The following is a 15,628-nucleotide window of genomic DNA, read 5'->3' on the forward strand; positions in this document are numbered from 1 at the left end:
GCAGCTAATCGGAACAGATCACCGTTCCACCGCCTTTCGTCACTGCTTGATATGCGTTTTCCAGCGATGTGATAATGGCCTCCCGGCCGGAACCCGAAGTGACAAACCGGATCGCCGCCTCGACCTTCGGCAACATCGAACCGGGGGCAAAGTGCCCCTCTTCAATGTATTTCAACGCCTGGGGGACGGTAATGCGTGACAGCCATTCCTGGTTCGGCTTGCCGAAATTGATCGCCACCCGCGGCACGGCAGTCAGGATGATGAAGGTATCCGCGGCAATCACGTCGGCCAGTTTTGCAGCGGCCTTGTCCTTGTCGATCACGACGTCCACGCTGTGGAGCAGGCCGTCCTCGCGATAGACGGGAACCCCGCCACCCCCGCAGGCAATGACGACATCGCCGTTTTCCATCAGGCAGCGAATCGTCCCCTTTTCTTTGATGTCTATCGGATCGGGCGACGGAACGACGCGCCGGAAACCGCGACCGGAATCCTCGATGAAGGTATGCCCCTTCTCCTTCGTGATGGCGTTCGCAGCCTCTTCCGTATAGAACAGGCCAACCGGCTTGGTCGGTTTCTTGAATGCCGGATCAAGGCGATCGACGATGACCTGAGTAACGGCGGTAAACACGTGCGTCGTCATTCCCTGCGCGCAGAAACTGTTCTGCAGCGCATTTTGCAGATGGAAGCCGATATAGCCCTGGCTCATTGCGCAACATTCCGCGAACGGCATCGCCGACACGTTGGGGTTCTGGCCGTACGCCAACTCAAAAGCCAGGTTGATCATCCCGACTTGCGGCCCATTGCCATGTACGATGACGATGCTATAGCCATCCCTGACAAGACTGACAATATTCCCCGAGGCGGCCAGAACGGCCTCTTTTTGCTCTTCAGGCGTGCTGCCAAGCGCATTCCCACCCAAAGCGATCACCAACTGTTTTCCCATGATAATTGCCTTTAACGAGACGGGTCCGACAACACGACGTCTCTGTTGCAGTCCTTGGAATACACATAGGCAAATGGCTCATCTCGCCCAACCGCATAGCAAGCTTGCAGGCAATACGCCCCCATGAAGATGTAGTCCCCCTTTTTTACGGGAAGCCATTGATTGTCCAGGTTGTACATTCCCTGACCACTCAGGCAATAGGCGCCGTGTTCCTGGACGTGCGTTTCGATATAGCCGTGCGACGCACCTGGCTTGAAACTCAGAATGTGAAAATTGCAGTCGAAGGCCAGGTCTTTCGGCAAGAAATCCTTGATCAGGACATCCTCCATCCCTTCGTATTTCGTCCATTCCATGGCCTCGGTATCACCGACGACGACGTAGGGAGCGACACCCTCCAAAGGCACGTAGCGGCGCTTGTACAGGAATGCTTTCGCCGGTTGGCCGCTCCGGTTGTGGAAATACAATTTGACGCCGGGAGGGCAGTATGCAAAGCCGCCGCTCGACAAGGAATGAGTTTTTTCACCGGTACCGACAGACAAAGCCCCCTCAATCAGAAAAAAGAGAACCTCTTCCCCGTCGGCGCCGAATCCTTTCAGATTCGAGCCTTCCGGATGAATGGTCACCAGATAGTCAACAAAACTGGCGCCCAGCTTTGGCGACCCGAGAATCGTCACATCGCAATTCTCGAAGCCCGGGATCATGTTTTTGACCAAGCCATCGGGCTCAAGCAAAGCGAACATCCCGGCCTTGATTACCGACCTGTTGTGCAGAAGTTCCGGCCGGTAACCAACAACGTTATTTTGATAACCCACGATCACACCCCCTTGAGCGCTTTTCGCTTGCCGGCGTTGGCGGCATAGAACGTGATTGCACCGATCAACAGGAGAATCGCCCCCAGATAGAACCCCCAGACGCCGGAACCCGTCTTGTCGATGATGTAGCCCGTAAGCGCCGGAGCCACGACCGACGACGACATGCCGAAGAAATTGAACGTGCCCAAGGTTGTCGCCATGTTCTTCTTGTCTGCCTGGTCGGACACGTAGGAGATGAGTACCGGATCAACTGCCATTTTCCCGAGGAAGCCGTAAAGCAGCAAAACGATGCCAAACGTCGTGGTGTCCGGCGCGAACATCGAAAAGCCGATCAGGACAAACGCTGCAATCTCAAGGAACAGAATGACTTCCGCCTTCTTGTCGCGCTTCCTGTCCGACAGGTGGGCGAAGAACAACGCACCGGGAACCGCGGTCACCGCAATCATCGATACGACGAGTCCGACCATGCCGCCTTTGATGCCTCGCTCGGCTTCCAGGAACTTCGGCAGCCAGGTAACGATCATGTAATACGCATAGCACGTAGTGAAATAGAGGAAATAGCAGGTCACCAGGGAAAGCCTGAAGATGGAGCCTTTTGATTTTTCTTCAGTCGCATTCGCTGCCGACGTCTTGTTCACCGAAGCACCTGGAGCCTGCGCGACCTTGCTCGGTTCGACAATGGCGAAGGCAAACCACAGGACGAGAAAAACCAGAAGACAGCCGGAGACGACAACCATCGTCTGCCACGGCAAGCCAAGCGTCTTCACCATGTAGCTCGATCCGGTCATGCCGAGAATCATGCCCAGTGCGGAACCGCTGTTGACGATGGCCGTCTGCAAACCCTTCTTCTCCGCAGGAACGTGCTGCGAGGTCAAGGAATAGGCGGAACCATAGTACGTACCGCAGCCCACCCCGGCCAACACCGCGCCGATATAGATCATCATGATGGAATCGGCATAGGCAATACTGAACACCCCTGCCGCGAAAATGCTAAATCCGGGAATCAGGACCCTCTTCTGCCCAAAGCGGTCCACCAGGAAGCCGGACGGAATCTGTAGTGCCGTGTAACCAAAGAAATAGCAGGACGCGATCAGTCCCATTGCGGCATTTGTCTGCGGGCCGATGGTCGCCTGAATTTCCGGGTAAATCGGCGACAACATGGCGCGATAAATCCAGATAATCGTCCATCCCATACAGAACGTGAAAACGAGCAGTTTCCAGTAGTTATCTGGATACGAAGCTCTCATTCCGTCTTTCAGTGCCACCGTATTCATAGTGAATCCTTTCACCGATTGATTAGTAAGCCAATTCGTGCAGGGTATAGGCCAACGCTTTGATCCCGACGCAGAGATCTTCAACCTTGGTGTCTTCCGCCGGGTTGTGACTGACGCCGCGAATGCTGGGCACGAAGATCATGCCGGTCGGTACCCGGGGCGCGAAAATCTGCGAATCGTGCCCCGCGCCGCTGTGCATGACCTTGTAATTCAGTTTCCTGTCTTGACACACGCACTCGATAAAGCCGACGATTTTCGAATCCATCGCCACGGGCTTCTCGTTCATCCAGTTGTCGATTTCGATGCCGATGCCGCCCTTGGCCGCGATGTCTCTCATGTCGGCCTCCAGAAGCGCGGTGAAGTCCTGCAGGAAAGCCGCGTTCGTGTGACGGCAATCCATCGTGAACAGCGTTTCCCCGGGAACCACATTGACGGTATTCGGCTTCGGCACCACTTTGCCGAACGTCAGCACCAGGGGATCTCCGGCGGCCTTGGCCTTGTCCAGGCAATGCGTGATGATGCGAGACATGCACTCGACGGTATCCTTCCGGTAGCGCATCAACGTCGTTCCCGCGTGATTCGCCTCGCCTTTCAGCGTAATGTTGTATCGCTTCTGCCCCACGATGGAGCTCACCACGCCGACGGTATAGTTCTCTTCCTCAAGGAAATTGCCTTGTTCGATATGCAGTTCGACAAAGGCTTCGATATCCGTTCTGGCCCGTCCATCGCCGAAATCGAAACCGCAGTTCCGCATCGCCTCGACGAACCCGACGCCTTGGCCGTCCTTCAACGCCTCGACGTCCTCTTTCTTTGCCAGACCGAAAATATTCTTGCTCCCCCAGAAAACGTAGGGGAAACGTGAGCCCTCTTCTTCGGCCATCGAGATGATTTCCAGGCTTTTCTTCGGGCGACCATAGGTTTCAAGCAGCTTCTTGACGGCCAGATATCCGCCAAAAATGCCCAGTTGGCCGTCCAGTTTTCCACCCCGGACAACCGTGTCCACATGGGACCCCGTCGCAATCTTCCTTTCCGGAGACTTGCTGCCGACCAGCGTTCCGAAAAGATTTCCGACCGCGTCAAACCGGCATTCCATACCCAGCGACTCGAATTTCGCCTTGAGTTCCTGCTGCGCCTTGAGCCAACTCGGCGAATACAACAGCCGGGTCGTTCCAGGCCCGGTGTCATCGCTGATCGAGGATAGCCAATCCATGATCTGCCGGACTTCCCCAACTTCAATATCCATCTCCCCCTCCTTTGGAGTTATCTGCAACGCGAGAACTACCTTGTTAAGAATTTCAACCCCAGGAAAAAGCCAAACAACGTATCCATTCCAGACGTATGGCCGAAAGAAACCACGCTCTCCACGTGTTGCTGAACCGCCAGCGAATCCCCGCTATCCATCATTGCTGCGAGCTGCACAAGATGCTCGCTCACATACCCCAAGAGCATCGCTTGGAGATAGGCGACACTGACCCTGGTCGTCGTGTTCTCGTTGATTCCCGTGGCGATCGCCTTTTGCCAACTGGCGTATTCGCCGAACAACATGAGCGCCAGCGTGAATCCGAGCAGCAGGTCGTCGCCGCTCGGCGTCAGCCCCGGCCCCCGCCCGGCGAAATAACTCACGAGTTTGCAATTGGCGTCGAGATCCGCTTTGCCTGAATTCCAGAGCAGTTCCAGCCGCTCGCAATCGTCCTCCGCGCAACCAAGCCCAGTTGCGTGTTCGAGTCCCATGGCCGCGAGTTGCCGAAACACCGCCGTACCCGTAATGGCGGATATGTCGCACTTGACCTTGGGCAAACTGAGGTCGACGTTGCGCAGCCCGGACAGATCGATGGTCATCACGCCCGCAACGCTGTAGATGAACAACCGATCCGATTTATAGACAACCAGATCCCCTTTCCTCACCTTCGAGAGCAGATCGCTCATCCGCTCCGCAGTCACCGCCAGCCCAAACGCCGACAAAGGCGCCTCGCAACTCCCGACGAAAACCAGCTGTGTCGGGAATTGCACGTTGAAGCCTTTGGTGAAAACGCTGTGCACTGCGCCAACCTCTTTCCGGTCGCGAAGGTACTGCAGCAGCAGATTGCTTTTCATCTCATCGGGCGATGTGCAAGGTCAGTCGACTTCGATGCCCTGCTTTTTGGCGTAAGCAATGATCGCCTTCTCGAAACAGGCGAGCGGTGCCCGCACCGTACCGGCCCCGATCTGCCCGACTCCGGCTTGCTTGTGCGCAATGCCGGTGTTGATCAGCGGGGTGATTCCGGTCGCGACCACCTTTCTGACGTCGATCCCCAAACAGCTTCCCTTGAAATCCCACGTCGGGATCGTCCATGTCGGATTGTTTCCGATACAGATCTCACTCATCTCGTTCGAAACCCGCAAAGCGTCCTGGAAGCCGCCGGCGCCGACAAATCGGGTTACTCCGGGCGCGGCAACCATGGCCATTCCGCCAACGCCAACCGTTTCGGTGATGGCGCTGTCGCCGATATCGGGATTCGCATCGTCCGCCGTATAACCAGTGAAATACAGTCCGTTCGGCGTATTGACGGGAGCTTTGAACCATTCGTCTCCCATGCCGCTGATTCTCACGCCAAATTCGCGGCCATTTCTCGACATCGCGGTCACCACGGTGCCGCTGGTCACCTTGCGGGCGCTATCCATGATCGACTTGGACACCGCCATCATGACATTCAGGAAGAACTGATCGGTATCGGCGAGGAACGTGATCACCTTGAACTTCTCTTGCCCGCCGATATCGAGCTGCGTAATCAGCGGCGCCATTTCTTTCAGGAAGATCAGGGATGCCGCAATATTTCTCTGGTGAAATTCATCACCCATGGTGATCGCACGGGCAATCAGTACATTGAGATTCAACCCACCCTCTTTTGTCCGCAGCGCCTTGGACAAAACCGGGCCAAGCGAATCTCTCATCCACTTCAGCCGGTTGACGACATCCGCCGAAAAGGCGCCAAATCTGAGCACCTTTCCGATGCCTTCATTCATGATGCAATAAGCCGTCGTGTCGTCCAGACGATTCTTCACGACCAACACCGGCATATTGCCCGAGGTGATTCCGCCCATCGGCCCCACGGCGCCGACATGGTGACAGGGAGTGAATGACACCCCGCCGTTTTCCAGCAGCCGCTTTGCGCCAGGCTCGTCGTCCGCCCAGCCTTCAAACAGCACGGCACCGACACACGACCCTTGCATCGGCCCCGTCATATCCCGATATTCGATGGGCGGCCCCGCGTGCAGCAGCGCACGGCCATTCAGGACATCGATCACCGATTTTGCCGGGACGACATCGACCAGGAACGGTTGTGCATCCTTGATTCTTTCAATGACTTGGCCGTTGGCGACGTCGATTTGCTCCATCCGCGAAAGGAGATTCAGCAGTTTGATCAACCTCTTGTTGCCACCGGCGGCGGGTTTCCAATCGTATTGCACGGCGCGACCGCCGTAGGCCACGATGGAATCGGTAAAGCTCGTGAGACCGATATTGACAATGCGCGGCTTCGTATTCAGCAGATCCACGACACTCTCGCTTGCCCTGGGCAGCGCCTTCTTCGCTGCTGGCGAAGACACGAAACGCTTGTCGGCCTCCACGGCGTCAACACCTTTCAGCTTGAGCGCCAGTCTGACCGCTCGATCGTTACTTGCCTCGACGAGCACGCCGCATCCTTTCAGCGTGTCAATCGCCGCCTGATAGTTCTGCGGGTCATGCGGCGTCCCGCAAACCGTGGCCACGAAATGCAGTTCACGCCCGCTCCGTCGTGCGCTATCCCGAGCCTCCTTGATCGTGCCCGCCAGCGCCCCGGCCATGTCGGGATGAGAACCATAGCCAAGCACGCAGTCGATCAGAATGACTCCGGTATTGACCTCGGCTGCGCACTCCCGGATCTTGTTGATTCTGACTTCCGGATCGATCATCGGATGCGGCTTGCCTTGGGTATAGATGTCGTCACCCAGATCCAGAACTTCGTAGCCGTCGGCATTGAGGATGTAACCCGCCTCCTTGCCCAATTTCCCGAGATCCAGCGCTTCCGCGATCAGCATGGCGGCCTCGGCCGCCAGCGTGCCGCCGGAATAGAGCCCTTTGACCGTTTTCTCCGGAGCCAGAGACGCCTGGATCTCGTTTGCCAGCTGCTGCGAATAGTTGCTTTTGACATCGCGACCGAAAGCCAGATCGACCGCGATCATCGCCGTTTCCTCGAGCGTGTGCGCGAAATGGACGCGCCCCTCGTGATGATCGGGCTTTTCCCCCAGGAAGATGGCCACCACTGGTTTCGTCAGGCTGTGCAGCAACTCGACGATTTCATCCCGAACCTTCGTGGCCGGCGGTTTGGAAATGACCACGATGACGTCGGTCGGATCGTGTTCTTCCAACCCGATGATGGCGTCACGCACCGTGATGGCACCAACCTCTTCGCTCAAGTCCCGGCCACCGGTCCCGATGGCATGAACGACGCCGCCTCCGAGACGATCGATGATGGTGGTCACCTCTTGAATCCCGGTACCGGAGGCACCGACGATACCGATGTTCCCCGGCCGGACCACATTCGTAAACGCCACCGGAATCCCGCCAATGACACCGGTGCCGCAATCCGGCCCCATCAGCAACAGGCCTTTTTCGTGCGCCTTTCTCTTCAGCCGGACTTCATCATCGATGGAAATATTGTCGGTAAATGAGAAAACATGAAGCCCCTTGTCGAGCGCTTTCTCAATCTCATCCGCGGCATATTCTCCGGGTATGGAAAATAGCGCCATATTCGCATCGGGCATTTCCTGCAAGGCCGCGTCAATGCTTGCCACGCTCTTGGTGCCGGTGCTTTGCTTCTTGACCGCTAGGTCATTCAGGAACCGGGCCGACTCTTCGAGAACACGCTCGACGTTCTTCTCATCCTCCGTCTCGACGGCAATAACCATGTCGTTGGGAGCGGCGTCCGCCGCTTCCGGAGTCGAACAAACCGCTGCTTTTCAGGATTTCCTTGTTGGCATCCGTCCCCATCATGACGGAACACTTCGACACGCCATCGAGCGTATTGATGGCGTTGGTAAGCAGCATCAGATTGATTGAATCCTGATAGCTATTCTTCCTGATGACCGTGTATAGCATTTCAGCCCCCAAATTATTATTCGTTCGTCATTTATAGAACAGCGCGGCGAGACCCGGGAAATACCGCGCCCAGACCAGAAACGACCTAATCTGGTATCAACTTCGCCAAACGCTGCAAGGCATCTTCAATTCGTTCGCTCCAAGGCAGGCCGCATGCCAGTCTCATGCAATTCGTATAGCGGCCGCTCGCCGAGAACATTTCCCCCGGAACGAAGGTAATGCCCGCCGCAACCGCTCTTTGGTGCAGCAACATCACATTCACCTCTTCAGGCAGGGCAACCCAGAGCACAAAACCGCCCATCGGATCGGTAATTCGCGTTTCGGCCGGGAAATAGCGCACAACCGCATCGCGCGTTCTCGCCACCTGCTCTCCAAGGTGCCGACGAAGCGTTCTGAGGTGCGCATCAAATCCACGGGAATCGAGCAGTTCCGCCAACACGCGCTGCGTCAATGGATTGGTCTTTCCACTGGTAAGCGCCTTTTGCAGGGAAACATCGGCAAAACGCTTCCCTGCCGCCACATAGCCAACGCGCAGCGTCGGGCTGACCGTTTTCGAGAAGGAGCTACAGAGGATGGTATTGCCGCTCTTGTCGAAAGCATAAATCGGCCGTGGCCGCTCGACGGTAAAACAGATGTCGCCGTAGATATCGTCCTCGATGAGCGGCACCTTCCGAGAGGAAAGCAAACGTGCAATCGCTTTCTTGTTTTCGTCGGGGATGATGCACCCGAGGGGATTATTCCCGTTGGAGATCAGGATGCATGCCGCAACCTCTCCGTTTTTGGTCGCGGAATCCAGCGCCTCCACGGAAACACCGGTCTCCGGATGTGTCGGCAGCTCCAGTGCCTTCAACCCCATCGCTTCAAGCATCTGGAGCATGACGTAGTAGGTCGGCGATTCGACGGCGACGGTATCGCCGGGCTTGGTAACCGCCTGAAGGCTGAGTTTCAGTGCTTCCGTACAAGAATTGGTCGCGATGATTTCATCGGGAGACACCGTGTATCCGCAATCCAGCGAACGGCGGACAATCGACTTGGCAAAGGCCTCCTCGCTATGGCTGCCGTCGCTGAATCCGGCCAGGAGCTTTGCATGCTTCCGCGCCAGACTCGCGTAGAGCCGCCCGAGGCGTGTTATGGGCAAGAGCTCGGGAGCCGGCGAAGCCGATCCGAACGGCACCGCCTTCGGCGCCCCGTTGGCCCGCAGAATCTCCAGCATGCGATGGATGATGCCCACTTCGACGGGGGTGGGTACGATATCGCTGCTTTCGATCTCCAGAGGCCGAGCAATTCTTGACTTGACGTAGTACCCGGACTGCGGCCGAGCTTCTACGAGACCTCTGCTTTCGAGAACCCGGAGCGCCTGAATGACCGTCGAGGCCGACAACTTGCGCTGTTGCGCAAGACGTCGCACCGACGGCAACCGATCTCCGGGACGAATCTGACCCGCGCCGATTAGCGTAATGAATTCCTGAGCAATGCTCTCATAGATATGCATGAATTCATTATGGGTTTGTGCACTGTGCTACACCACATACAGTTTGGCGTTTTTTCTTGCAACACAGTTTGGAAAGGTGCGACAACGTTTTTGCACTTCGGCAACGCGGACGACTTTTTTTCAGGATCAATGAAACGGAACGCGGCTGCACATGGAAACGAGGGCACACGACGCTCAGCACCTTCGACAACGCCTGGTCTAGAGCATGTTCTGAACGATGTTCACGGCATCGGTGAGGTGGGGCAACCCGAGGCAGGCGAAGGCCGGATAGTGCGATCCGGCCAAGGTTTCGGGCAGGCGCCCGTAATCCCGGGCCAAGCGGCGAAAGCGGGCGGCCCAGCCGAAACTGCGCTCGACGACCCGGCGGCGCGGGAGCAGCACGAAGCCGCGCCTGGCCTCCGGGAGCTTGACGACCTCCAGGGCGATCCCGTGCGCACGAGCGGCTTCGGCGGCATTCTGGCCGGATGGCCCTGGTCGGGGCCCAAGGTGATCAGAGCAAAACGATGTCGTACTGCTCCTGCGTGTAGCTCGGCTCCGCCTTCAGCGAGATCGGCTTGCCGATGAAGTCGGAGAGCATGGCGAGGCCTTGCGATTCCTCGTCGAGGAAGATGTCGGTCACCGCCACGCCGGCCAGGATGCGGAACTCGCGGGCGTTGAACTGGCGGGCCTCGCGCAGCAGTTCGCGGAGGATCTCGTAGCACACGGTGCGCGCGGTCTTGACCTCGCCGCGCCCGTTGCAGGTCGGGCACTCCTCGCACAGGATGTGCGCCAGCGATTCGCGCGTGCGCTTGCGCGTCATCTCGACGAGGCCGAGCGCGGTGAAGCCGTTGACCGTCAGGCGCGTGTGGTCGCTGGCCAGCGCCTTGTTGAATTCGTCGAGCACCGCGGCCTTGTGCTCCTCGCTGTCCATGTCGATGAAGTCGATGATGATGATGCCGCCGAGGTTGCGCAGGCGCAGCTGGCGGGCGATGGTGTGCGCCGCTTCGAGGTTGGTCTTGAACACCGTTTCGTCGAAGTTGCGCACGCCGACGAAGCCGCCGGTGTTGACGTCGATGGTGGTCATCGCCTCGGTCTGGTCGAAGATCAGGTAGCCGCCGGACTTCAGGTCGACGCGCCGGGCCAGCGCCTTCTCGATCTCCTGCTCGATGCCGTACAGGTCGAACAGCGGGCGCTCGCCGATGTAGTGGTTGAGCAGCGGTCGCACCGCGGGCGTGTACTCCTTGGCGAACGACGACAGCTTCTGGAAGTTCTCGCGCGAGTCGATGACGATGCGCATGGTGTTGGCATTGACGAAATCGCGCAGCACGCGCAGGCCGAGCGACAACTCCTGGTACAGCAGGCCGGGCGGGGCGACCTTCTTGGCCTCGGCCTGGATGTCGTACCACAGCTTGCGCAGGTATTCGATGTCGTTGGCCAGCTCCTCGTCGGTGGCACCCTCGGCCATGGTGCGCACGATGTAACCGCCCGGCTCGTTGCCGGGAACCAGCCGCGCGATGCGCTCGCGCAGGGCCTCGCGCTCGTTCTCGTTCTCGATGCGCTGGGAGATGCCGATGTGCTTTTCCTGCGGCAGGTAGACGAGCAGGCGGCCGGCCACCGATATCTGCGTTGACAGCCGCGCGCCCTTGGTGCCGATGGGGTCCTTGATGACCTGCACGACGATGCTTTGCCCCTCGTGCAGGATGTGTTCGATCGGACGCGCGGCTTCGCCGGCGCTGCGCGGCTCCCATATGTCGGCGACGTGCAGGAAGGCGGTGCGCTGCAGCCCGACGTCGACGAAGGCCGACTGCATTCCGGGCAGGATGCGCACGATGCGTCCGATGTAGATGTTGCCGACCAGCCCCCGGCTGGCGTTGCGCTCGATGTGCAACTCCTGGACGACGCCCTGGTACATCACGGCGACGCGCGTTTCCTGCGGAGTGAAGTTGATCAGTATGTCTTCAGGAAAAGTCTCTGGCATGAATGGTGGTTGCACAAAAGCGGTTAGAATCCGTGGTTTGCTGCATTTTACCCGGAAAGCCCGATCTTGCCCGCCGCCGTCCGCCCCGTCCCCGAACTGCTCGCCCCCGCCGGTTCGCTGGCGATGATGCGCGCCGCCCTGGCCTTCGGCGCTGACGCCGTTTACGCGGGCCAGCCGCGCTACAGCCTGCGCGTGCGCAACAACGAATTCGGCAGCCTGGAGCGGCTGGGCCGGGCGATCGCCGAGGCGCGCGCGGCGCGCCGGAAGTTCTATCTGGTCAGCAACGTGGTGCCGCACAACGCCAAGGTGCGCACCTACCTCGCCGACATGGCGCCCGTCGTCGCGCTCGCGCCGGACGCGCTGATCATGGCCGATCCGGGCCTGATCGATCTGGTGCGCGAGCGCTGGCCGGACCTGCCGGTGCATCTTTCCGTGCAGGCCAACACCGTCAACTTCGCCGCCGTGCGCTTCTGGCGGCGGCTCGGCGTCGCGCGCGTCATCCTCTCGCGCGAACTGTCGCTCGATGAAGTCGCCGAGATCCGCCAGGAATGCCCGGACGTCGAACTCGAAGTCTTCGTGCACGGCGCGCTCTGCGTAGCCTACTCCGGGCGCTGTCTGCTGTCCGGCTACTTCAACCGGCGCGATCCGAACCAGGGCACGTGCACCAACGCCTGCCGCTGGGATTACCGGGTCAAGCCCGCGGCGCGGGACGCCGCCGGCGACGTGTGGCTGCTCGAGGAGCGCGAACGCCCCGGCGAACTGATGCCGGTCGAGGAAGACGAGCACGGCACCTACATCATGAACTCGAAGGACCTGCGCGCGCTGGAGCACGTGCAGCGCCTGGTCGACCTCGGCGTCGATTCGCTGAAGATCGAGGGACGCACCAAGTTCGACGTACTACGCGGCGCGCACGGCGCAGGTCTATCGCCGCGCCATCGACGACGCGGCCGCCGGCCGGCCGTTCGATCCGCGCCTGCTCGGCGAGCTCGAAGGGCTGGCCAACCGGGGCTACACCGATGGCTTCTACCAGCGCCACCACGCGGCCGCAACGCAGAACTACCTGCGCGGCCATTCGGAGTCCGGGCGCAGCCTCTACGTCGGCGACGTGGCCGGCTGGGACGCGGCGCGCGGTTTGGCCGAGGTCGAGGTCAAGAACCGCTTCGCCGTCGGCGACCGCATCGAGGTGATCCATCCGTCTGGCAACCTGGAGCTGCGGCTCGAACGCATGGAAGACGCGGACGGCGCGCCGATCGCCGTCGCGCCGGGCAACGGCCACCGGGTGTGGATCGGCCTGCCCGGAGAACTGCCGGGCGCGCTGCTGGCGCGGTTCGTCTAGGGTTTTCGCCAACGCCATGCCCGGCCACCTTTTCGTCGACATCTCCTCGCACGGCTTCGGCCATCTGGCGCAGGCGGCGCCGATTCTCGACGCGCTGGCGCGGCTGCGCCCCGGCCTGCGGCTGACCGTCCGCTCCGGCCTGCCGGCGGAGAAGCTGCGCGCGCGCATCGCCGCGCCGTTCGAGCTGCTGCCCGGACGCAGCGATTTCGGCTTCGTCATGGTCGACGCCGTGCGCATCGACCTCGCCGCGACCGGCGCGGCGTATCGCGCCTGGCATGCCGGCTGGGACGGACGCGTCGCCGCCGAAGCGGCGTTCCTGCGCGAGCTGGCGCCGAACCTGGCACTCACCGACGTGGCCTACCTGCCGCTGGCCGGCGCGGCGCGGGCGGGGATTCCCGCGCTGTCGATGTGCTCGCTCAACTGGGCCGACCTGTTCGCCCATTTCTTCGGCCGCGAAGCCTGGGCCGGGCCGATCCATGCGCAAATCCTGGCGGCCTACCGGAGCGCCGCCTGCTTCATCCGGCTGACCCCGGCCATGTTCATGCCCGACCTGCCGAACGCGCGCGCCGTGGCGCCGGTGGCGGCGCCGGGCCACGAACGCCGCGCGGAATTGCACGAACGGCTCGGCGCGGCGACCGGCGAGCGCGTCGTGCTGGTCGCCTTCGGCGGCTTCGACAAGGATTTGAACGCAGCCGCCTGGCCCGTCACGCCCGGCGTGCGCTGGCTGGTGCCGGCAAGCTGGGGAATCGCACGCGGCGACATGGCGGCGATCGAGGCGCTGCGGATGGATTTCACCGACCTGCTGCGCAGCGTCGACGCCGTGCTCACCAAGCCCGGCTACGGCACGTTCACCGAAGCCGCCTGCAACGGCGCGGCCGTGCTTTATGTGCGCCGCGAGGATTGGCCCGAACAGGACTGCCTGATCGAATGGCTGGAAAAGAACGCGCGCTGCCGGGAAGTCGCTGCCACGGCGCTCATGCGCGGCGAACTGGCGGACGATCTGGCGAGACTGTGGCATCAGGCCGCCCCGCCGGCGCCGGTCCCGCGCGGCGCGGAGGAAGCCGCGCGCCTGCTCGCGTCCTACCTGCCGTAGTTGAGCAGCCCGGCTTTCAGTTCGAGCAGGTCCAGCGGAGCGAAGGGGACGAGCCGGCCTTCGCGGATCTGGCCGTCGAGCCCGAGGACGCAGGTTTCCGCCGAACGCCGGACGACCGACCCCTTGACCGAGTAGCGCCGCTCGGCCTCGCCGAGGCGGATGTCCACGATCATGGCGTCGCCTTCGTGGATCGCCGGCACGGCCCCCCGCTCGCCCAGGCGGATGCGCACCTCGGCGTCGGAAATATCGACCAGGGTGCATTCTCCCGTGTAATTCTCCGCCGGCAGCAGCGCCGTCACCGGCACGTTGATGCGGGTGCGCGGCTTGCGGCGCTGGTCGGTGACCGCCAGGGTGTTCAGGTCCGGCGTCAGCAGGACCATGTTCATCTGCGCGTACGGGCCGTCGCGCAGGACGACCTGCTTGGCGACCTCGGTGTTGACCGTCGAAACGCCTTTCACGCCGGCGTTCGAAATCAGGGAAATGTTGTTGCCGGCGCTGAACTGCCCGTTGCGGCTGATCTGGGCGCGGCGCAGATAGTCCAGCTTCATCTCCAGGTCCGAGGTGTCCGGCACCAGCATCTGGAAGGTGCGCAGGCCCGTGGCGGGCAGGCGGACCTTGTCCTCGTCTCCCCGGAAGACGGTCGGCAGGCCGTCCCGGTCCGTCTCGATCGATTCCATCGCATATACGAAGTGGCCGTTGGCGCAATAGGCGACGACCAGCGTGTCGAGCACGATGTCCTTGTTGAATTCGGGGTAATAACGCAGTTTCTTGCCGATCGGGAAGAACTCGATCAGCGTCCTGATCCGGCCGAGGTCGACTCTCTCCCGGCCGTGGGCGGCGTGCGCAGCGTCACTGGAGGCGCCGTGGCTTTTGCCGAAAAGGCTTTTCAGCATGATTCAGAGTCCAGCATGCATTTGCTAGCGCGCACTCTACCGGAAAACCGGCGGCGCGCCTATCGGCTTCCCTGCCGGCGGCACCTCAGAGCGGGAAGCCGAAGCGCTTGAGCAACAGGGCCGTTTCATGGAGCGGCAGGCCCATCACGCCGCTGTAGCTGCCGGCAAGATGCTCGACGAACATGCCGGCGCGGCCCTGGATACCGTAGGCGCCGGCCTTGTCCATCGGCTCGCCGCTGGCGACGTAGCGCCGGATGTCCGCCTCGCCGATCGCGCCGAAGGTCACTTCGCTGACCGACACGGCCGATTCGATCGCATGCTCGAAGGCGACGGCGACGGCGGTCAGCACCCGGTGCGTGCGGCCGGAGAGGCGGCGCAGCGTGTCCCGCGCCTCGGCGGCGTCGGCCGGCTTGCCGATGATCTCGCCGTCGAGCTCGACGGTGGTGTCGGCGGCCAGCACGACCTGCGGCACCAGCCGGCGGATGTCGACCACGCACCAGCCGTGCTCCGCCTTGGCGCGGGCGATCCGTTCGACGTAGCGGGCCGGGGTCTCGCCGGCATACGCCGTCTCGTTCAACATCGTCGCGGCGCGGCGGCTCGCGAAAGAACAGGGTGTCGAACTGGACGCCCATCTGCGCCAGCAGTTCGCGGCGGCGTGGGCTGCGTGACGCCAGGTAGAGCCTCGGATTGCGCGTGTCGAACGGCATGTCGG

11 protein-coding genes and 3 pseudogenes are annotated in these 15,628 nt (G+C 61.0%); 2 read left to right on the top strand and 12 right to left on the bottom strand.

The genetic code is table 11. The features are described 5' to 3' along the window. Positions 1–4: 4 nt before the first annotated feature. The 10 genes and pseudogenes from arcC to rng form a co-directional block, all read right to left on the bottom strand. Positions 5–943 (bottom strand): carbamate kinase, encoded by a 939-nt coding sequence (gene arcC / locus QM701_RS10595; protein WP_415167028.1) that lies wholly within the window; start codon positions 941–943, stop codon positions 5–7. An 11-nt stretch (positions 944–954) separates the two neighbouring features. Beyond that, positions 955–1,755, bottom strand: coding sequence for a (S)-ureidoglycine aminohydrolase (allE, locus tag QM701_RS10600; RefSeq protein WP_415167029.1), 801 nt, complete (start codon positions 1,753–1,755; stop codon positions 955–957). Between the two features lie 2 nt (positions 1,756–1,757). After that, the gene (locus QM701_RS10605) at positions 1,758–3,029 is read right to left on the bottom strand and encodes an MFS transporter (protein ID WP_415167030.1); all 1,272 of its coding nucleotides are present in this window, start codon (positions 3,027–3,029) and stop codon (positions 1,758–1,760) included. A 22-nt stretch (positions 3,030–3,051) separates the two neighbouring features. After that, positions 3,052–4,272: an allantoate deiminase gene (gene allC, locus QM701_RS10610; RefSeq protein ID WP_415167031.1), complete on the bottom strand. Its 1,221-nt coding sequence runs from the start codon at positions 4,270–4,272 to the stop codon at positions 3,052–3,054. A 35-nt stretch (positions 4,273–4,307) separates the two neighbouring features. Beyond that, positions 4,308–5,123 (bottom strand): DUF2877 domain-containing protein, encoded by an 816-nt coding sequence (locus tag QM701_RS10615; protein ID WP_415167032.1) that lies wholly within the window; start codon positions 5,121–5,123, stop codon positions 4,308–4,310. A 21-nt stretch (positions 5,124–5,144) separates the two neighbouring features. After that, a complete protein-coding gene (gene fdrA, locus QM701_RS10620; RefSeq protein ID WP_415167033.1) occupies positions 5,145–7,955 on the bottom strand; it encodes an acyl-CoA synthetase FdrA in 2,811 nt (936 codons plus the stop codon). Continuing rightward, the gene (locus tag QM701_RS10625) at positions 7,927–8,145 is read right to left on the bottom strand and encodes a hypothetical protein (RefSeq protein ID WP_415167034.1); all 219 of its coding nucleotides are present in this window, start codon (positions 8,143–8,145) and stop codon (positions 7,927–7,929) included. Before QM701_RS10625 ends, fdrA begins: the two co-directional genes overlap by 29 nt. Positions 8,146–8,230: 85 nt before the next feature. Further along, positions 8,231–9,637: a PLP-dependent aminotransferase family protein gene (locus tag QM701_RS10630; RefSeq protein WP_415167035.1), complete on the bottom strand. Its 1,407-nt coding sequence runs from the start codon at positions 9,635–9,637 to the stop codon at positions 8,231–8,233. A gap of 198 nt (positions 9,638–9,835) precedes the next feature. Next, positions 9,836–10,108: pseudogene (locus QM701_RS10635) on the bottom strand (transposase); the annotation flags it as partial. 19 nt (positions 10,109–10,127) lie between these two features. Beyond that, the gene (gene rng, locus QM701_RS10640; RefSeq protein WP_415167036.1) at positions 10,128–11,594 is read right to left on the bottom strand and encodes a ribonuclease G; all 1,467 of its coding nucleotides are present in this window, start codon (positions 11,592–11,594) and stop codon (positions 10,128–10,130) included. 126 nt (positions 11,595–11,720) lie between these two features. Here rng and QM701_RS10645 point away from each other — a divergent pair. Then, positions 11,721–12,930 (top strand): annotated as a pseudogene (locus tag QM701_RS10645) (peptidase U32 family protein). 16 nt (positions 12,931–12,946) lie between these two features. After that, positions 12,947–14,023, top strand: a complete 1,077-nt coding sequence (locus tag QM701_RS10650) for a hypothetical protein (RefSeq protein WP_415167037.1) — start codon at positions 12,947–12,949, stop codon at positions 14,021–14,023. Here the strand turns inward: QM701_RS10650 and QM701_RS10655 are convergent. Beyond that, complete coding sequence (locus QM701_RS10655; protein ID WP_415167038.1) at positions 14,011–14,916, bottom strand: PilZ domain-containing protein; 906 nt, start codon at positions 14,914–14,916, stop codon at positions 14,011–14,013. The genes QM701_RS10650 and QM701_RS10655 overlap by 13 nt on opposite strands. 85 nt (positions 14,917–15,001) lie before the next feature. Next, a pseudogene (locus QM701_RS10660) lies at positions 15,002–15,623 on the bottom strand (Maf family protein). Between the last annotated feature and the right edge of the window lie 5 nt (positions 15,624–15,628).

Source organism: Propionivibrio sp., assembly GCF_047602565.1.
GTDB lineage: Bacteria > Pseudomonadota > Gammaproteobacteria > Burkholderiales > Rhodocyclaceae > Propionivibrio.